Source organism: Olleya sp. Hel_I_94, assembly GCF_007827365.1.
Lineage (GTDB): Bacteria > Bacteroidota > Bacteroidia > Flavobacteriales > Flavobacteriaceae > Olleya.
Genome location: NZ_VISI01000002.1, coordinates 2,230,579 through 2,249,302, shown reverse-complemented (window position 1 = coordinate 2,249,302; position 18,724 = coordinate 2,230,579). Strand labels below are relative to the sequence as shown.

Annotated in this window: 19 protein-coding genes; all 19 read left to right on the top strand. The window is 29.5% G+C overall.

Annotation, left to right across the window (positions count from 1 at the left end; translation table 11 throughout):
• The gene (gene rfbA, locus JM82_RS13355) at positions 1-864 is read left to right on the top strand and encodes a glucose-1-phosphate thymidylyltransferase RfbA (protein ID WP_145004926.1); all 864 of its coding nucleotides are present in this window, start codon (positions 1-3) and stop codon (positions 862-864) included.
• 3 nt (positions 865-867) lie between these two features.
• Positions 868-1,413, top strand: coding sequence for a dTDP-4-dehydrorhamnose 3,5-epimerase (gene rfbC, locus JM82_RS13350; protein WP_145004923.1), 546 nt, complete (start codon positions 868-870; stop codon positions 1,411-1,413).
• Positions 1,410-2,261, top strand: coding sequence for a dTDP-4-dehydrorhamnose reductase (gene rfbD, locus JM82_RS13345; protein ID WP_145004920.1), 852 nt, complete (start codon positions 1,410-1,412; stop codon positions 2,259-2,261). Before rfbC ends, rfbD begins: the two co-directional genes overlap by 4 nt.
• Before the next feature lie 230 nt (positions 2,262-2,491).
• Positions 2,492-3,577, top strand: coding sequence for a GDP-mannose 4,6-dehydratase (gmd, locus tag JM82_RS13340; protein ID WP_145004917.1), 1,086 nt, complete (start codon positions 2,492-2,494; stop codon positions 3,575-3,577).
• 12 nt (positions 3,578-3,589) lie between these two features.
• Entirely contained in the window at positions 3,590-4,756 is a 1,167-nt protein-coding gene (locus JM82_RS13335; protein ID WP_145004914.1) for a DegT/DnrJ/EryC1/StrS family aminotransferase, read from the top strand.
• Positions 4,749-5,684, top strand: coding sequence for a GDP-L-fucose synthase family protein (locus JM82_RS13330; protein WP_145004911.1), 936 nt, complete (start codon positions 4,749-4,751; stop codon positions 5,682-5,684). Before JM82_RS13335 ends, JM82_RS13330 begins: the two co-directional genes overlap by 8 nt.
• Positions 5,685-5,694: 10 nt before the next feature.
• A complete protein-coding gene (locus tag JM82_RS13325) occupies positions 5,695-6,312 on the top strand; it encodes a DNRLRE domain-containing protein (protein ID WP_145004908.1) in 618 nt (205 codons plus the stop codon).
• Between the two features lie 13 nt (positions 6,313-6,325).
• Entirely contained in the window at positions 6,326-7,597 is a 1,272-nt protein-coding gene (locus tag JM82_RS13320) for an O-antigen ligase family protein (RefSeq protein ID WP_145004905.1), read from the top strand.
• On the top strand, positions 7,587-9,080 hold the full coding sequence (locus tag JM82_RS13315) for an oligosaccharide flippase family protein (RefSeq protein ID WP_145004902.1): 1,494 nt from the start codon (positions 7,587-7,589) through the stop codon (positions 9,078-9,080). The genes JM82_RS13320 and JM82_RS13315 overlap by 11 nt, the downstream gene beginning before the upstream one ends.
• Positions 9,067-10,191: a hypothetical protein gene (locus JM82_RS13310; RefSeq protein ID WP_145004899.1), complete on the top strand. Its 1,125-nt coding sequence runs from the start codon at positions 9,067-9,069 to the stop codon at positions 10,189-10,191. The genes JM82_RS13315 and JM82_RS13310 overlap by 14 nt, the downstream gene beginning before the upstream one ends.
• Positions 10,166-11,341, top strand: coding sequence for a glycosyltransferase family 4 protein (locus tag JM82_RS13305; protein ID WP_145004896.1), 1,176 nt, complete (start codon positions 10,166-10,168; stop codon positions 11,339-11,341). Before JM82_RS13310 ends, JM82_RS13305 begins: the two co-directional genes overlap by 26 nt.
• 400 nt (positions 11,342-11,741) lie before the next feature.
• Positions 11,742-12,536 (top strand): hypothetical protein, encoded by a 795-nt coding sequence (locus JM82_RS13300; protein WP_186439224.1) that lies wholly within the window; start codon positions 11,742-11,744, stop codon positions 12,534-12,536.
• Entirely contained in the window at positions 12,533-13,732 is a 1,200-nt protein-coding gene (locus JM82_RS13295) for a glycosyltransferase family 4 protein (protein ID WP_145004890.1), read from the top strand. Before JM82_RS13300 ends, JM82_RS13295 begins: the two co-directional genes overlap by 4 nt.
• Before the next feature lies 1 nt (position 13,733).
• The gene (locus JM82_RS13290) at positions 13,734-14,378 is read left to right on the top strand and encodes a sugar transferase (protein ID WP_145004887.1); all 645 of its coding nucleotides are present in this window, start codon (positions 13,734-13,736) and stop codon (positions 14,376-14,378) included.
• Positions 14,378-14,941, top strand: coding sequence for a GNAT family N-acetyltransferase (locus tag JM82_RS13285; RefSeq protein WP_145004885.1), 564 nt, complete (start codon positions 14,378-14,380; stop codon positions 14,939-14,941). The genes JM82_RS13290 and JM82_RS13285 overlap by 1 nt, the downstream gene beginning before the upstream one ends.
• Positions 14,926-15,975, top strand: a complete 1,050-nt coding sequence (locus tag JM82_RS13280) for a hypothetical protein (RefSeq protein WP_145004882.1) — start codon at positions 14,926-14,928, stop codon at positions 15,973-15,975. The genes JM82_RS13285 and JM82_RS13280 overlap by 16 nt, the downstream gene beginning before the upstream one ends.
• Positions 15,968-16,993 carry a GNAT family N-acetyltransferase gene (locus tag JM82_RS13275; protein ID WP_145004879.1) on the top strand — a complete coding sequence of 342 codons (1,026 nt, stop codon included), beginning with the start codon at positions 15,968-15,970 and terminating at the stop codon, positions 16,991-16,993. Before JM82_RS13280 ends, JM82_RS13275 begins: the two co-directional genes overlap by 8 nt.
• A gap of 3 nt (positions 16,994-16,996) precedes the next feature.
• Entirely contained in the window at positions 16,997-17,554 is a 558-nt protein-coding gene (locus JM82_RS13270; protein WP_145004875.1) for a sugar transferase, read from the top strand.
• Complete coding sequence (locus JM82_RS13265; protein WP_145004873.1) at positions 17,551-18,678, top strand: DegT/DnrJ/EryC1/StrS family aminotransferase; 1,128 nt, start codon at positions 17,551-17,553, stop codon at positions 18,676-18,678. Before JM82_RS13270 ends, JM82_RS13265 begins: the two co-directional genes overlap by 4 nt.
• Positions 18,679-18,724 lie beyond the last annotated feature (46 nt).

Sequence of the window (18,724 nt, the reverse complement as noted above, 5' to 3'; positions counted from 1 at the left end):
ATGAAAGGAATTATATTAGCAGGTGGATCAGGTACAAGGTTACATCCTTTAACCAAAGTATTAAGTAAGCAATTAATGCCTATTTATGATAAACCAATGATATATTATCCTTTATCCACGTTAATCCATGCAGGTATAAGAGAAATTTTAATTATATCTACACCAGACCATTTGCCTTTATTTAAACAATTGTTAGGTGATGGTAGCCAATTAGGATGCAATTTTGAATATGAAGTGCAAAAGGCTCCTAACGGATTAGCCGAAGCTTTTATTATAGGGAAAAATTTTATCGGAAAAGATAAAGTAGCATTAATATTAGGAGATAATATATTTTATGGGACAGGTCTATCGGATTTATTAAAATCAAATATTAATCCAGATGGTGGTATTGTGTATGCTTATCATGTTACAGATCCTGAGCGTTACGGAGTTGTAAATTTTGATCAAGAAGGTAAGGCATTATCCATTGAGGAGAAACCAGAAAAACCAAAATCAAATTACGCAGTTCCTGGAATTTATTTTTACGATAACAGTGTAATCCAAATTGCAGAAAACATAAAACCAAGTCATAGAGGTGAATTGGAAATTACAGATGTAAATAAAGCATATCTAGAACAGGGTAAATTACAAGTATCTATTCTGGATAAAGGTACCGCTTGGTTGGATACAGGTACATTTAACTCGTTGATGCAAGCATCGCAGTTTGTTCAAGTGATAGAAGAGCGTCAAGGTTTAAAAATAGGAGCAATAGAAGAGGCTGCATATAGCAGTGGTTTTATTTCTAAACAACAATTAATAGATTTAGCAACACCATTACTAAAAAGTGGTTATGGTGAGCATTTAATTAGTTTAGTAAATCAATAATAAATGAATATCGTCAAAACAAAACTTAAAGATTGTTTCATTTTTGAACCAACCATTTTTGGTGATACTCGAGGCTATTTTTTTGAAAGCTATAATAAAAGTAAATTTGAATCTTTAATTGGTAAAGCAATTGATTTTATTCAAGACAACGAGGCTTTTTCTAATAAAGGAGCGTTAAGAGGGCTTCATTTTCAAGAAGGTGAATTTGCCCAAGCTAAATTAGTTAGGGTAACACAAGGCTTAGTATTGGACGTAGCAGTAGATTTACGACCAGATTCTGAAACCTTTTTACAACATATAGCTGTTGAGTTATCTTCGGATAATAAAAAACAACTTTTTGTACCCAGAGGATTTGCACATGGTTATATAGTACTTAGTCAGACAGCAGTATTTAATTATAAATGTGATAATGTATATAATAAAGACTCTGAAAACGGAGTAATATACAATGATAAAGACTTAAATATTGATTGGAAACTTAGTCCTGATCAATTTATAGTTTCAGAAAAAGATAAGATTCTTCCAACTATAAAAACACTTTACAAATGAAAAAAATCCTTGTAACAGGTTCAAACGGACAACTAGGATCATGTTTAAAAATAAAATCTAAAGAACAAGACACTTTAGATTTTGTTTTTTTAGATAGTAAAGGGTTAGATGTTACTAATGTCAACCAGATTAATAAAGTTTTTAGTGAAAACAACTTTGATTACTGTATTAATTGTGCTGCATATACAGCAGTTGACCAAGCAGAAGACGAAAGTGATATAGCTTATAATATAAATACTTTAGGGGCTAAAAATTTAGCTGAAGCCTCTAAAAAATTTAAAGTAATTTTAATTCATATTTCAACAGATTTTGTTTTTAACGGTAAAGCGGAAACGCCATACAAAGAAACAGATACAACAAACCCTTTAGGTGTTTACGGGACGACTAAATTGCAAGGAGAACATGAAATTCAATCTATATTAAGCGACTATTATGTAATTAGAACCTCTTGGTTATATTCTGAATTTAAAAATAATTTTGTAAAAACGATGCTAAATCTAGCATCAAAAAGAAGTGAATTAAGTATTGTTAATGATCAAAAAGGGACTCCTACAAATGCAAACGATTTATCAGAAGCTATTGTAAAGGTAATTAATAGCGATAAAAAAGCATTTGGGCTATATCATTTTAGTAACTTAGGTGAAACAACGTGGTTTAATTTTGCGAATAAGATATTTGAATTAACTAATACCAAAATCAAACTTATACCAGTAAGTTCTTTGGAGTATGTAACCAAAGCACTTAGACCAAAGTACAGTGTAATGGATAAAACAAAAATAATAGACACCTTTGATTTAAAGGTTTTAGATTGGGAAAAAAGTTTAAAAAATCATTTAAATAATTTTTAATTTTATCAACCATCAATTTTTGGAATTAATTATTGCAACATATGTATAAAAGCAAAAAGTGTAGTGTGTTATTTAAAACGACCACTTAATTTAGATAATCTAAACGTTAGATTATACTATAATTAAAGTTTAAACAAAAATCACTAATAATTGGTTTTCGCTTTAAAATCAATATCTTTGACCCATCTTATGGTAAGTTGATAACCAATTAGTTAAAAAACGGAAATAAAATGCAACAAAAAAAAGCACTAATAACAGGGATAACAGGTCAAGATGGATCATTTTTAGCGGAGTTATTAATTGAAAAAGGTTACGAAGTACATGGTGTTATTAGAAGGAGTTCTTCTTTTAATACAGAAAGAATAGAACATCTGTATATTGATGAGTTAATTAGAGACCTTCATTCTAATAGAAAAATAACACTTCATTATGGTGACATGACGGATACTTCAAACTTAATTAGATTAGTTAAGCAAATTGAACCGGATGAAATCTATAATCTAGCTGCACAATCACACGTTAAAGTGTCTTTTGATTTGCCAGAATATACAGCTAAAACCGATGCTTTAGGGACGTTAAGTTTATTAGAAGCTGTTAGGATTTGCGAATTAGAAAAGAAAACCAGAATCTATCAAGCTTCTACTTCCGAACTTTATGGAAAAGTACAAGAAATTCCTCAAAAAGAGACAACTCCTTTTTATCCAAGATCTCCATACGGAGTAGCAAAAATGTATGCTTATTGGATTACTAAAAACTACAGAGAATCTTACGGGATGTATGCTGTTAATGGTATCTTGTTTAATCATGAATCTGAAAGACGTGGTGAAACATTTGTAACTAGAAAAATCACCCTTGCAGCCTCTAGGATTGCTGAAGGAACTCAAGATAAATTATATTTAGGAAATTTAGACTCTTTAAGAGATTGGGGTTATGCTAAAGACTACGTAGAGTGTATGTGGTTAATGTTACAACATCCAGAGCCAGAAGATTTTGTCATTGCAACTGGAAAGCAATATTCAATTAGATACTTTAGTGAATTATCTTTTAAAGAAGTTGGAATTGAAATTGTATGGGAAGGTAAAGGTGTAGAGGAAATAGGAAAATGTAAAAAAACTGGTAAAGTATTAATTGAAGTAGATCCAAAATACTTTAGACCTGCAGAAGTTGAAACCTTATTGGGTGATCCATCAAAAGCTAATAAATTATTAGGATGGAACTCTAGCAAAACATCAATCGAAGTGTTAGTTAAAATCATGATGAAACATGACCTTCAATTAGCTAAAAAAGAACACACAATTAAAAAATCATTTGATTAAAAATTTTCTATAATGAGATATACCTTATCTGATAATACTTGGGACAATAAAGAGTTTGAAGCTTTAAACGAAGTTATAGCATCTGGATTCTTTTCAATGGGAGAAAAAGTAAAAGCTTTTGAACAGGATTTTGCTAAAAAATTCAATTCAAAATATGCTGTGATGTCTAATTCTGGATCATCAGCTAATTTATTAGCAATCGCAGCTTTAGTCTATTCAAAAAAACTAAACGCAGGTGATGAGGTTCTAGTACCAGCGGTATCTTGGAGTACAACCTATTTTCCATTATCCCAACACAATTTAAAATTAAAGTTTATCGACATAGATGCAAAAACTTTAAACATGGATGTTACCCAAGTAGAAGCTGCAATAACGCCTAATACAAAAGCAATTTTTGCAGTAAACTTACTTGGTAACCCAAACGATTTTGACGCCTTAAATAGCATTTGCAAAAAACACAATTTAATTCTGTTAGAAGATAATTGTGAGTCTATGGGTGCCTTTTATAAAGGTAAAGCAGCTGGAACAATTGGAGAAATGGGAACCTTTTCTACCTTTTACTCTCACCACCTTTGTACAATGGAAGGTGGGGTAACCGTAACTGATAATGAAGAGCTTTATCATTACATGTTGTCTATTAGAGCTCATGGTTGGACTAGAAACCTTCCAAAAGACAGTAAAATTTACAAGAAAAAAGAAGATGCTTTTTACGAGAGTTTCAACTTTATAATGCCTGGATATAACCTAAGACCAATCGAAATGGAAGGCGCTTTAGGTATTGAGCAATTAAAAAAATTAGATGGTATTATTGCACAAAGACGCGAAAATGCTAAATACTTTAAATCTCAAATTAACGATTTAGAGGGTTATAGATTTCAACAAGAAACAGAGGACAGTTCTTGGTTTGGATTTGCAATAATTTTAGAAGGAAAAAACAAAGGTAAACGAAGCCAATTAGTTAAGCTTTTGGATCAAAATAATATTGACGCAAGACCAGTAGTTGCGGGTAACTTTGTTAGAAATAAAGCAGTCGAGTATTTAGATTATAGTGTACATAATACATTAGAAAATGCTGATTACATCCATGACGAAGCCTTTTTTGTAGGTAATCACTCAAAGGATAATAAAGAGCATGTAGACCGTTTAATAAGTTGCCTTAAATCCTTTTCAAATGCATAAAGACGCTAAGATATATGTAGCTGGACATAATGGTATGCTGGGCTCTGCTGTTGTAAGAGCTCTAAAAAAAGACGGTTATCACAACCTTGTTTTTAGACGATCTTTTGAATTAGATTTAAAAAATCAAGAAGCGGTTAATAGTTTTTTTAAAACCGAAAAACCAGAATACGTATTTCTTGTTGCTGCAAAAGTTGGTGGTATCGGAGCAAATATTGAAAGACCAGCCGAATTTTTGTATGATAATTTAATGATTAATTCCAATATCATTGATGCAGCATACCAAAACAAAGTCTCTAAATTATTATTTTTAGGAAGTTCTTGTATATATCCAAGGTTATCACAACAACCAATGAAAGAAGAGTATCTTTTAGATGGTAAATTAGAACCAACTAATGAGGGATATGCTTTAGGAAAAATAGCAGGAATAAAACTATGCGAATATTATAATAAGCAATACGGGACAAATTTTATATCTGCAATGCCACCTAATCTATATGGCGAAAACGATAATTTTGACCCAGCACATTCCCATGTTATAGGAGCGCTTTTAAGAAAGTTTCACACTGCCAAAGTAAACAACGATGCTGAGGTTGTAATGTGGGGTACAGGAAGTGCTAAAAGAGAGTTTATGTATGTTGATGATGCAGCAAGTGCTTGTTTATTTTTAATGAATAACTATAACGAAAACCAACACATCAATATTGGCTCGGACGAGGATGTTCAAATAATAGAATTGGCGGAAATAATTAAAGGAATTACAGGATTTGAAGGTCAAATAGTTAAAGACACTACAAAACCAGACGGTATGCCTAGAAAGCTAATGGATAGTTCTAAAATGCACGAGTTAGGATGGAAACATTCCGTAGACTTAAAAGAAGGATTAGAAAAAACCTTTCAATTTTTTTTAGAACAAGAAAACGACAGATAAATTCGAAGAAATGAAGTTTTTAAAAGCAACAATTTTATTTACTATTATACTTTTTTGCTCTTGTAATAAAGACAAAACAATAAAAGCTGTTTTTCAACCCGATGAAGTGATGGGTAAAGATGTAGTAATTTCAGAAGCCTATGAAACTAGAAACTATTCGCATTTAGAAAGATTACATTTATTATCGTTGTCAGTTCAAGACACGATAGATAATGATAGTCGTTTTTTAATTCGTTTTGGATTTGCTTCAATTCCTCAAACTGCAAAAATAGACTCAGCTTTTATATATTTAAAAGCTATTGAACCTGGACATTTTGGAGAAAAAAATTCATTTTATATTCAACGTTCTAAATCGGTTTGGATAAATAAAGATATTAATTGGGAGAACCAACCAGAAGGCGAGGAAAGCGATCAAATATTAATAGTTGCACCAACAGACAAAATGCAGCCCTACAAAATAGACGTTACTAATTACGTTAAAAATGTAGTTAATAAAACCTATCCAAATTATGGGTATATTTTTAGATTGGAGAGCGAAGAGAAGCCCTATAAAGGCATACGATTTTGCTCTAGTAATCATGTAGATGTGGATAGTAGACCTAAATTAGAAGTTTTTTATAAAGAATAAAACAGCACAATAAATGAAATCAGTTTTATTCCAAATTAATAATTATAAGCAGAAAATTTCTTTTCTGCTTATTTGTTTATTGATGTTTTTTCCAATGCTTGAGGTAAAAACAAACTCTAAAATTATATTGTTTTTTTTTATTTTTAGTGTCGTATTAAATTTTAAAACAGGAATTAATTCTATTAAAAACGCCCCTATTAAAGGATTGGTAATAAATAGTTTGTTTTTTTTACTATTAGTAGTTTCTATAATTTACACATCGGATAAAAACACAGGGTTTAAAATTATTACCAGACAATTATCCTTTGTATTATTTCCAATAATTATTTTTTATTTCATTAATCTTACAAAAAAGCAACTAATTATTTTAGCCAAATTATTTGTGTTAGCTAATGTGTTGTCGGTTCTTTATTTGTGCATTAAGCTTTCCGAAAATGTCTCTATTTTAGAAGTCGCTACTACTAATTTTGATTTTAGATCAATAATTAATACGGGCACTTACAAGGATTGGCATCCAACGTATATTAGCGCTTTTATATTGACTAGTATAATCTTATTGATCGAGTATTGTTATGCTGTAACCCAAAAGGCTTACAAAGCATCAGCAATAGCAATTATAATAGTACTTAGTTTGTTTTTATTTATGCTTAATTCTAGAGCAGTAGTATATTCTTATATTATCATTATCCCTATATACCTTTTTATAAAAACCAAAACTCTAAAAGGTAGAATTATATTTTTGTTATTATGTATTCCGTTTTTAGTTGGGTTTTACTATTTATTGATGAATAATTTCTCTTTAAATTACAGGCTTGTACTGCAATTAGAGAAAGTGTATGCTTGGTTTACGGATGCTACGGTGTCTACAAGTGGTATAGATGGCAGGTATTTTATAAACCAATGTAATACCAATTTATTTTTAAATAATCCATTTTTAGGCTACGGAATTGGAGATGTAAGTTATAACTTAAGTAATTGCTATTTGGATATGGAGTTTATGGGGTTGTACGACAATAATTTAAACACACATAATAACTATTTTTATCTATTGTTGTCTGGTGGTTTAGTAACGCTTTTTGCATTTTTAGTTTTAATAATTAACAATATGGTTTTATCAATAAAAACTAAAAACTATGCTTATTTCTTTGTCTTAATGCTATTAATGGTGGTGTTTTTAACAGAGACGTTTTTTGAAAGATTAAACGGGATTATATTTTTTTCAGCCTTTAATTCATTGTACTACTATTACGTTACAAATTCTCAAAAATTAAATAATGAGTATTAAAAATAATCTATATAATATATTTGGAGGAGCAGGTAGAGCTATTCTGTTTCTTTTTACCATCCCATTGATGGTTAATTATATGGGTGTCGAAAAATTTGGTGTCTGGGCTTTAATTACTTCTATTGGTAACATAGCCTTAATGCTTGATGTAGGTATTGCGTCCACAACAATGCACTTTGTGTCAGAAATTAATGCTTTAGAAACTAAAGAGGAGGTAGACCATAAAACTAAAATGGTAATACCCGTTTTGCTTTTAATTAACATTGTACTTAGTGCAATTGTAGCGATATCTTTTTTGTTTTTTACAACAGAAATTGCACATATTTTTTTAAGCAGTAGTTTAGCCAGTGATGATATAATTATTGCCTTAAGGTGGATTGGGTTATACTCTTCAATTATGTTAATTCAACATTTGTTTTCGGGTATTATACAAGCTTACAATCAATTTTTGATAGTTAATATTATTAAGTTTATTAATATTTTTGTTATAAATGTAGGACTACTAGTTTTTAGTTTTTTAGAAGAAGACTTTGTAACCCTAACATTTTATATGTTTTTAATTAGTATTTTAACCTTGATAACTTACATTTATTTGGCCTCTAAAAAGCTGAATATTTTTAAAATAAAACCGCATTTTGACTATCAAACTACAAAATCCATTATAAGTTATTCTGGGACTACATGGGTTGGTTATTTTGGAAGTGTTATTTTTACTCAGTTTGATAAAATAATTATTGGTAAAATAACAACACCAGAAATATTGGGTATTTATGCTGCCATAATTTCTATTACTAGTTATATTAGTTCTATCGCAACTGTTGGTTTACAACCAATAATACCTAAGCTTACAGAGCTATGGACCAAGGTTAAAACACATAGGGATGAATTTATTAAAGAGTATAAACACGCCATCCAGTTTAATACTTTCTTGATATTTTTTGCATCACTTTTAATGCTTATTGTCTATAGGATTTTGTTAAAAGATATTATGGATATTAATTTAGAAGTTTATCCAGATTCCATTTTAGCTTTCCAGTTAGCTATTGTCATTTATGCATTTAACTCCCTAAGTATACCAGGGTTTTATACCCTTATGGCAATTAAAAAGACTAAACATATTGGGCTTTGGCAGTTACTAGGCTCTTTTCTAGCATTGTACTGTATTTATTTATTGGGTCAATCTTTTGGACTTTATGGTGTAATTATTGGAAACATTGGATTAGTTATAACATCAATGTTTAATTTTATTACCGCTAAGATTGTTGTAAAAAACCCGTTTGAATGGCTTAAATATATTTATAAACCGATACTAATATTTAGCGTAACAATTAGTCTTATTTTACTAGTTGCTAATGTTTATCTAGACGCTATATTTGCCATGATTGCATCTGTGCTATTGATGGTTTGGTATTTTAAACAACAACCAGAATTACTAAACATAATTACTAACGTTATAAATAAGAAGAAAAATGAAGCTCTTTAGTATTCTTAGAGAAAACATATTTAAAAAGTCTTTTGTTAATATATTTGTGTTAACACTGTTTTTATACTCTTTTTCTTTTAGATTTAGTTTTGTCACTTACATTGTTCCTGTTTCATATTTTTTAGTTTATATTTTTTTTAATAGAAAATTAATAATAAACCTTAAAGCCTCTGTCTTTTACGTGCTTTTAGGTGTGTTAGCATCATTATTATTGATTGGAGGTTTAATAGGTTTAGACTTTGAGGTGCGTGTAAAATCAGCAATGTATTTGTTTCTGTTTTTTTTTCCGATGAGTTATATTTTTTATTGCGAGATTAATAAACATGACATTAACACAACGTTTAAAAACCTATTGCTATCCTATATAATACTAGGATTATTTATCTTCTTTTTGCACTATAATGGATTAATATCTAAAAACAGGTATCAGCATGTAGGCAATATATTGGCTGGTTTAACCATCTTACTTTTTGGTATCAAATCTAAATGGTATAAATGGGTGTGTATTGGGATTGTGTTTTTTTTACTGTTGTTATCAGGTTCTAGGCAAGCGCTTGTTGGACTAGTTTTTACATTATTGATATACCTTTTAGCTTCAAGATTTAAAAGTGTTATGTATGCCTCGTTTATAGGGTTATTAATTTATTTGAATTGGGATTATATTTTCAAAAAAATTGAAACCTTTGCATATAACAATGGTATCGAAACTTTAAAAAGGATGACCTATGCTATTAAATCTGATGGTGGAGCTAGTGTCCAAGTTAGATTTAGTATCTATGAAAAATTAATACAAGAAATTAATTTTTTGCCTAATTTGTCTTTTTCACCAAATAAAGATTCACTACTGCCACATAACTTTTTTCTAGAATATTTTGTAACCTGTGGTTACTTTTTTGGAATTCTGTTTTTCTTATTCATAATATACATTTTTGTTAAAGCTATTATTAATAATAAAAACAATGTATTACTATATTTTGCTGCATTTTATTTTGTACCCTTTAATGTGTCTTCGGGTATGACATCCGCAAAATATTTTTTGTATTATTGTCTGTTAGTCATTATTATTCAATCAAAAAAAGTAAAGCATGAAAGTCTTATTAGTAAGCGGTAGTGTAAGTAATTCAGGTCATGGAACGGTGTATTTAAACAATATACACAAAAACCTAAAGGCTATTGATACAGATGTATTTGTGCCTAAAGATGCTATTTTAGCAGACACGGATATTGATATAAATAGGATACATAAAAGTGATTTAAGCTTCTCTAAATTATCAAGGCAAAACTATGCTAAGTATGGTAAATTGGGTATGGTTAAAAGGGGTTTTGATAGGGTTTCTAATGGTATTAAATTTCATAAAGATTTAGTAAAACATTTAAAAACTAAAAATTATGATGTAGTTCATATTCTTGATTCAGAATATATATCGTATTGGTATTTAGCTAAAAAACTAAAAAACAATCCTATAAAATTAGTTTACACATTACATGCTTCAGATTTTAATTTGCAATCATTCTCTATTGGATCGGTCTACAAGTATCTAGTAAAAAGTATGCTAAACACAAGTTTTAGTAAAACTGCTCATGTTGTATGTCATGGAGAGTGGATTAAGGATAGGTTAGTTTTAGCGTTTCCAAAATTAAAAAACAAAATTTCTGGTATTGATTACCCAAGTAATGCGTATTCAAAAATTGATAAAGACAAGCTTAAAGCAGAACTTGGAGTACCGTTAGATAAAACTATTATTTCATTTTTAGGAATGATAAGACGTGACAAAAAAATTGAAGTTGCAATTCAAACCATTAAACAATTACCAGATAATTTTCATTTTGTTATAGCAGGAAGTTTATCCGATTATAAGATAGATGAAATTGAAAGCCTAATAAAAGAAGCTAAAATAGAAAATAGAGTAACCAAGACACTTAAATATTTGAGTTTAAAAGAATATGAAGATAATTTTAAGGCTTCAGATATCTTTTTATCAACACATAGTGATAGTTTCCCTTCTGCCAGCGGACCTGTAAGTGATGCTAGATCCTACGGTGTGGCTGTTGTAGTACCTCCTAAAGGACAATTAGAAATGTATGTAAATATTAATAAAGTAGGTCAGGTAGCAAATAGCCATAATGCTAAGGACTTTGCAGACGCCTGTTTACTTGTTAATAGCAACATAGATCAATATAAAAACAATGTGATTAAAGTCTCTCAAAGCCTGTCCTGGGAAAGTTTTGTAAATAGACATATTAGTATTTATAATGGGTAAAATTATTGACAAAATTTTTAATGAAGACTTTGTTTTAAAAAATAGTATACTGTTTTTTTTCACATATGATTTTATTGTAAAGCTTTTTGTATCCCATGACATTGCTAATCTTACTTATTACAGATATGGTATTATTTTTAAAATACTAATTATAATAAGTGCCTATTTTTTTTTTAATAAATATAAAGTAGATTATAAGTTTTTATTGCCAATAGTTTTGCTGTCAATTGCATTTATTATTAGTCAATTAACATTTTATTCTACACTAAACCAGGCTAATATCTTATTTAATGGACACTATTTTTTAAATGGTGTTTTTGCGTTGCTATTTGTTTTTTTATTTAATAAAACAATGGTATTCAGTGTTTTAAAATATCAAGTAAAAGTTTTTATTTGGTTTATGGCACTAAACTCAGTTACCATATTAATTGGTTATTTTTTAAATCTTAATGTGTTTAAATCCTACTTTTTTGGAGGGAATAGGTTTGGATTTCAAGGTTTGCTTTTATATCACAGCGAAGCAGGTTATCTATATTTTATAGCAATATGTGTTGCCTACTATTTATACCTTAAAAAAAAGGATATGGTAATGGCAAGTGTTTTAGTTTTACTAGTTGTTTGCTCCTTTTTAATTGGAACAAAAAAAGCATCTTTATTAACATTAATTTTCTTATTATATTTTTTTATTGACAATATTAAACTGCTTAAGCAAAAGATAACGTACTATTTTTTAGCGGGTAGTTTACTAATGATTTTTTTATTTAGACACGTAATTCAAGATGTTTTTGCTAAACAGTTTTCATTGTTTAATAGGGTGTATTTGGAAGAAGGCTTTTTTACATCCTTTACGTCATACAGGAATGTGCTTTTACAAAACTATTTTATTCCTTATATTGAAGAAAATTGGGGTGTTTTAAATTATATCTTTGGGGGACCTAAATTTGCGAATAGTCGAGTTGAGTTAGAATTGTTTGATTTAATCCTGTTTTTTGGGCTTACTGGAGTTGTTGCATATGTTTTGTTCTTCAAAAATCTTTGTACAAGTTCTGCTAAGTATTCTAATTTTATAATATTTAGTCTTATTTTTGCATCTCTATTTTCGGGTAATTTACTTACAAGTGTTAATACAATAGTCATTATGTTTATATCAGTACTATTTATTAATTATGATAGAGCGCTAAGTCTAAAACAATGAAAATAATCTACATACACCAATATTTTAGAAAACCAACCGAGTCTGGTGGTACTAGATCTTATTGGATCGCTAAAGAGTTAATAAAAAAAAACCATGATGTTTTAGTTATTAGTACTAAAAACAATATGGATTCTTCAAAAAAGCATGAAATTGTTGATGGTATTAACGTTTTGTACTTAAACGTTCCGTACTCTAACAACTTGTCAATTTTTGCTAGAATTAAGTCTTTCTTGTCATTTATGTTTATGTCAAGTTATTACTTATTAAAAGAAAAAAATGTAGATGCAGTCTTTGCAACTTCAACACCTTTAACGGTTGGTTTTCCCGCATTAATAGGGAAATGGTTTAAAAAGATTCCATATACTTTTGAAGTTAGAGATTTATGGCCTGAAGTACCAATCCAAATGGGAGCTTTAAAAAATAAACTGTTAATAAAATTAGCAGTAGGTTTTGAAAAAACAATATATAAAAATGCTAGTCATATTATTGCATTGTCCCCAGGTATGGAAAAAGGGGTGTTAAAGTTTATCACTGACCGCACCAAAGTTAGCATGATACCAAATATGTCTAAGATTGACGAGTTTTTTCCTAGACCAGTATCAGACCAGCAAAAAACTAACTTAGGTTTAAATCCACAAAAGTTTAATTGTATTCATTTTGGTGCAATGGGTAGAGCTAACGGTTTAGAGCACCTTTTTGAAGCAGCAAAATATGCAAAAGACAATAATATAACAACCATTGATTTTGTGTTTTTAGGTGAAGGCGTTTTATTTGAAACCTTTAAAAAATACGTGCAAGATAATGCGTTAGACAACGTAAAGTTTTTAGGTACAAAAGCATTGATTGAAGTTTCAGAAATTGTAAATGCATGTGATGTCTCGCTTGTAAGTTTCGCTAATATTGACATTTTAAAGACTAATTCACCTAACAAATTGTTTGATTCCTTATCTGCAGGTAAGCCAATAATAGTTAATTCTGCAGGTTGGACAAAAACCATGGTAGAGGATAATAATTGTGGTTTTTATGCTGACATAACAAGTCCACAGCAGTTAGTTGAAAAAATACAGGTTTTACAGAAAGATATAGATTTATATAATACGTTTTCTATTAACTCTAGACAGTTAGCAGAGACTAAATACGATAAGTCTATCCTAGTCCCACAAGTAGTTAAAGTTATTGAAAACACAAAAAAATAGAATGTACAAAAACGTCTTTAAACCATTTTTTGATTTTACAGCAGCATTACTAGGCTTATTAGTTTTTAGCCCAATATTTATTATTGTCTACTTGTCATTGGCATATGTAAATAAAGGAAACCCTTTTTTTTTCCAGACTAGACCTGGTAAAGATGGTAAACTTTTTAATATTATTAAGTTTAAAACGATGACAGAGGACAAAGATAAAAACGGAGTGTTATTACCGGATGTTGACCGCTTAACTAATTTTGGAAAATTTGTAAGAAAAACATCCTTGGACGAGTTACCACAGTTAATAAATGTAATAAAAGGAGATATGAGTATTATTGGTCCTAGACCTTTACTACCAAGTTATTTAGAGTTGTATACAGAAGAACAGAAAAGAAGACATTTAGTTAAACCCGGAATTACAGGCTTAGCACAAGTTAAAGGAAGAAATCTAATGAAATTTAGCGAGCGTTTTATAAATGATGTTTATTATATAGACAATTTAAGTTTTAAATTAGATTGCAAAATTATATTTATGACTATAAACAGTGTTTTATTTAGTAAAAGTACAATAGTTAACGGGCAAACAGTAGACGAAGTTGATGATTTAGGGATTAGTAAAAACTTAGATTCTAACCATTTTAAAAATAATAAATAATGAATATCACGGGAAAAAAAATTACGCTAAGAGCTATAGAAAGAGAAGATTTAGAATTTTTACATAAGTGGTCAAATAATCCGGAAATTAATTATATGCTAGGTGGTTGGCATTTCCCTTCTAGTAGACAAGACCAAGAAAAGTGGTTTAATTCATTATCACTAAACAGTACAAACCAAAGATTTGCAATAGATACTGAAGAGCTTGGTATAATAGGTATGGCTAATATTGTAGAGATTAACTGGAAAGATAGAAATGCTTTTCATGGTATGCTATTAGGAGATAAAAATATGAGAGGTAAAGGTTATGGTGTGGACACTATAATGGCAATAAGTAAATATGCATTTGAAGAGTTAGGTTTAATGCGAATGAATGGTTCAATGATTTCTTACAACGAAGCATCTATAGGAGTTTATACTAAAAAGTGTGGTTGGCAAGTAGAAGGTGTTAAAAAAAATCATTATTTTAGAAAAAATCAATGGTGGGATCAAGTAATTGTTGGTATTACTAAAGAAGATTATTTTAATTTAATTAAAGAAAATAAATATTGGGAGGGTCAATAACAAATAAAGAATTTGGTTCAGATTTCCATCTTTGCACAGAGTCCAAGTGGCAAACCAATAACCAAAATTTTTTCTTAAAAAACACAACCTTATTTTTATCAGGCAGAACAGCGCTTTATGCCTTGCTAAAGCAAGGTATTAAAAAGCATAACTGGAAAACAGTATATTTTCCTAGTTACTATTGCCAAGAGGTTGTTAAGTTTATACAAGACTTAACTATAGATGTTAAGATTTACGATTTTAATCCTTTTTTAGACACAATAGATAAAGATTTTAAGATTAATGATAATCCAACGTCTGTGATTATAAACGTTGATTTTTTTGGGCTAAAACATCACTTGTTTCTATCCATAAAAAAAGCAGTTTTAATAGATGATTTAACTCATAATTTAGAAGCCATAAAGACTAGCACTGCGGACTATGTTTTTGGTTCTTTACGTAAAGAGTTGCCAATACCTTCTGGGGGCTTTTTAGCAAGTTCTAATGGTTTTAAATTACCTAAGGGTAAACAAAGTCGTTTAGCAAATAGTATAGCTATCAAAAAATTGACAGCAATGTATTTGAAAAAAAGATATTTAGAAGGTTTGTCTAACGATAAAGACACCTACAGAGAGATATTTATTGAAAGTGAAGAAAACTTGGAGGGCAAATTAAAAAGTGCCAAAATACCTAAAACAGCTAAGGTACTTTTACAAAATTTAGATATTACCCAAATACTTAAAGCAAAAAAAGAAAATATTAATCAAGCTTTAAGTAATTTAAAGATTGATAAAGACTTAGTTTTAAATAGCCAAAAAACAAGACTTGGAGCAGGATTAGTTTTACAGTTAAAGTCTAAAAAAAATAGAGATGAACTTAAATCTTATCTAATTAGTAATAAAATATATCCAGCTGTTTTGTGGCCTGGCCAACTTACTAAAAGAGATATAGAAATTGAAGATAAAGTTCTTTTTTTGCATTTAGATTATAGATATAATACAGAGGATATTAATCTTATAATAAACAAATTAAATTTTTATTTCAGTAATGAATAGTATTAGAATAATCAAACTCAGCGAAAGCCAAGAATGGTCTAATATAATTACTAATAGTGTTAATTATGATTTTTATCATACCCTTGACTATAATGTATTAGAAACAGAAGGAGAACCTGTATTATTGGTCCAATCTTTAGAGGATGCTTATATTGCTTTGCCAATTATTATTAGGGATATTCCTGAATCAGATTTTAAAGACTGTACATCGGTATATGGCTACGCAGGACCAATATCTAACATAGCATTTGACCAAGTTAGTAAAGCGCTTTTAGACTTGTTTCATAATAATGTACTGTCATTTTTTAAAGACTCTAAAATTGTGTCCTGTTTTTCTAGATTACATCCAGTATTTGAAAACCATAAAATGTTAGATGGATTTGGAAAAACAATTAGCTTAAATAAAACAATAGCAATAGACCTAAATTTACCTATTGATTTACAAAGACAGAAATATAGAAAGTCTAATAAATACGAAATAAATAAGCTTAAAAAAAATAATTTCTCGGTGATTGAAGCCACTACTAATGAGGAAATAGATCAATTTATTGAAATCTATAATGATACCATGAAAAGGGTTAATGCTTCGGATAATTACTTCTTTACTAAAGACTATTTTTACTCCTTTTTAAAAAACGATTCCTTTGATGCTAAATTACTTTTAGCTAAAAAAGACGATATAATTACAGCAGGTGCTATTTTTACTGTCACAAATAAAGTAATGCAATACCATTTAGCGGGTACAAAAGCAGAATTTTCTAGGGATACACCAATGAAGCTAATTTTAGATGAGGCTAGACTATTAGGTAACACTTTGGATTTAGATTACCTGCACCTTGGTGGTGGTGTTGGTGGTAGTGATGAAGACTCACTTTACAAGTTTAAATCAGGTTTTTCAGATTTAAACTTTAATTATAAAGTGTGGCAATTTATATCGGATCAAGAAGTCTATGACAACTTAGTTCAATTAAAAAATAAAGATACCAATAGTGGGTTTTTCCCATTGTACAGAGCATAAAAAATGAAAGCTTTTTTTGATAAATTATTAGCTTTAATGTTACTTGTAGTTTTGTTACTACCATTATTGTTTTTAATAATTATAGCAAAAATATATAATGGCGGAACAGGTATTTTTAAACAAAAAAGGTTAGGTGAAAATGGTAAATTATTTACTATTTATAAGCTGCAAACCTTCTGTTTAAAAACGGATACAATTAATAAAGTAGGATTTTTTCTACGAAAATATAAACTAGACGAAATTCCTCAGATTATAAACATTTTAATTGGTGACATGAGCTTTGTTGGACCAAGACCAGAATTACCAATATATTTGGATAAACTAACAGGTGAGTTTAGTAAAATATTAGAATTAAAACCAGGTTTAACTAGTCCTGCAACCTTAAAATATATTAACGAAGAACAAGTTTTATTAAAGAATGATAACCCAAAACATTATAACGATTCTGTTATATATCCTGATAAATTAAGACTTAATTTAGAGTACTATTATACGCAGTCTTTTATAGGTGATATTAAAATCATAATAAAAACAGTTATTAAAATAATTTTTAGAAAATGAATTCAAAAATATGGCTATCCTCTCCACACATGGGAGGAACAGAGCAAAATTATATAAAAGAAGCGTTTGATACTAATTGGGTAGCACCATTAGGTCCTAATGTAAATGGTTTTGAAAAAGACCTAGAAACCTATTTAGGTCAAGACAAAAAAGTAGCCTGTTTATCTTCTGGTACAGCAGCAATCCATTTAGCTTTAGTACAACTTGGTGTAGTATTAAATGATGAAGTAATTTGTCAAACCTTTACCTTTTGTGGATCATCAAATCCAATAGTTTATCAAGGTGCAATACCAGTTTTTGTGGATAGTGAAGCAGAAACGTGGAATATGTGTCCAAAGCATCTAGAAGAAGCAATAAAAGACAGAATAGCCAACGGTAAAAAACCAAAAGCTATAATTATAGTCCATTTGTATGGTATGCCATCTAAAGTAGACCAATTGTTAGCGGTCGCTAAAAAATATCAAATACCTGTAGTTGAAGATGCTGCAGAAGCTTTAGGATCCACATATAAAGGTAGACAATGCGGAACATTTGGGGACTTTTCAATTTTATCCTTCAACGGTAATAAAATTATTACAACTTCCGGTGGAGGAGCAATGGTTTGCAATACAAGTGAAGATAAGGATCAAACTATTTTTTATGCTACCCAAGCAAGGGACAATGCACCACATTACGAACATTCTAAAATTGGTTATAATTACAGAATGAGTAATATTTCAGCTGGTATTGGACGTGGACAAATGGAGGTTTTAGATAAACACATTGGATTAAGACGTGACATGAATGCGTTTTACACTAATCTTTTTAAAGATGTAAAAGGTGTCGAAGTTCAAAAACAGCCAAATGAAGATTTTTATTCAAATTTTTGGTTAAGTTGTATCTTAATTCATGAAGACGCACCTTTTACAAAAGCACAATTCCAAGAAGCTATGGATACAGAGAACATAGAAACAAGACCTTTATGGAAACCTATGCATATGCAACCAATTTTTAAAAACGCGCTATACTTTGGTGATCAATTAAGTAAAACCCTGTTTGAAAAAGGATTGTGTTTACCAAGTGGATCAAATTTACAGCAAGTAGATTTAGATAGAATAAAAAAAGTAGTAAATAAGCTTTTATAAATTATTACATTAACTAGAGTTGTAAAGGCTTTAAATATAATTTTGA

Coding starts and splice junctions, on each gene's coding strand:
- JM82_RS13305 (WP_145004896.1), top strand. CDS start 10,166: ATGAAAGTCTTATTAGTAAGCGGTAGTGTAAGTAATTCAGGTCATGGA.
- JM82_RS13290 (WP_145004887.1), top strand. CDS start 13,734: ATGTACAAAAACGTCTTTAAACCATTTTTTGATTTTACAGCAGCATTA.
- JM82_RS13335 (WP_145004914.1), top strand. CDS start 3,590: ATGAGATATACCTTATCTGATAATACTTGGGACAATAAAGAGTTTGAA.
- rfbC (WP_145004923.1), top strand. CDS start 868: ATGAATATCGTCAAAACAAAACTTAAAGATTGTTTCATTTTTGAACCA.
- JM82_RS13310 (WP_145004899.1), top strand. CDS start 9,067: ATGAAGCTCTTTAGTATTCTTAGAGAAAACATATTTAAAAAGTCTTTT.
- JM82_RS13315 (WP_145004902.1), top strand. CDS start 7,587: ATGAGTATTAAAAATAATCTATATAATATATTTGGAGGAGCAGGTAGA.
- JM82_RS13330 (WP_145004911.1), top strand. CDS start 4,749: ATGCATAAAGACGCTAAGATATATGTAGCTGGACATAATGGTATGCTG.
- JM82_RS13275 (WP_145004879.1), top strand. CDS start 15,968: ATGAATAGTATTAGAATAATCAAACTCAGCGAAAGCCAAGAATGGTCT.
- JM82_RS13295 (WP_145004890.1), top strand. CDS start 12,533: ATGAAAATAATCTACATACACCAATATTTTAGAAAACCAACCGAGTCT.
- JM82_RS13265 (WP_145004873.1), top strand. CDS start 17,551: ATGAATTCAAAAATATGGCTATCCTCTCCACACATGGGAGGAACAGAG.
- rfbD (WP_145004920.1), top strand. CDS start 1,410: ATGAAAAAAATCCTTGTAACAGGTTCAAACGGACAACTAGGATCATGT.
- JM82_RS13270 (WP_145004875.1), top strand. CDS start 16,997: ATGAAAGCTTTTTTTGATAAATTATTAGCTTTAATGTTACTTGTAGTT.
- JM82_RS13300 (WP_186439224.1), top strand. CDS start 11,742: ATGGCACTAAACTCAGTTACCATATTAATTGGTTATTTTTTAAATCTT.
- rfbA (WP_145004926.1), top strand. CDS start 1: ATGAAAGGAATTATATTAGCAGGTGGATCAGGTACAAGGTTACATCCT.
- JM82_RS13325 (WP_145004908.1), top strand. CDS start 5,695: ATGAAGTTTTTAAAAGCAACAATTTTATTTACTATTATACTTTTTTGC.
- JM82_RS13320 (WP_145004905.1), top strand. CDS start 6,326: ATGAAATCAGTTTTATTCCAAATTAATAATTATAAGCAGAAAATTTCT.
- JM82_RS13285 (WP_145004885.1), top strand. CDS start 14,378: ATGAATATCACGGGAAAAAAAATTACGCTAAGAGCTATAGAAAGAGAA.
- gmd (WP_145004917.1), top strand. CDS start 2,492: ATGCAACAAAAAAAAGCACTAATAACAGGGATAACAGGTCAAGATGGA.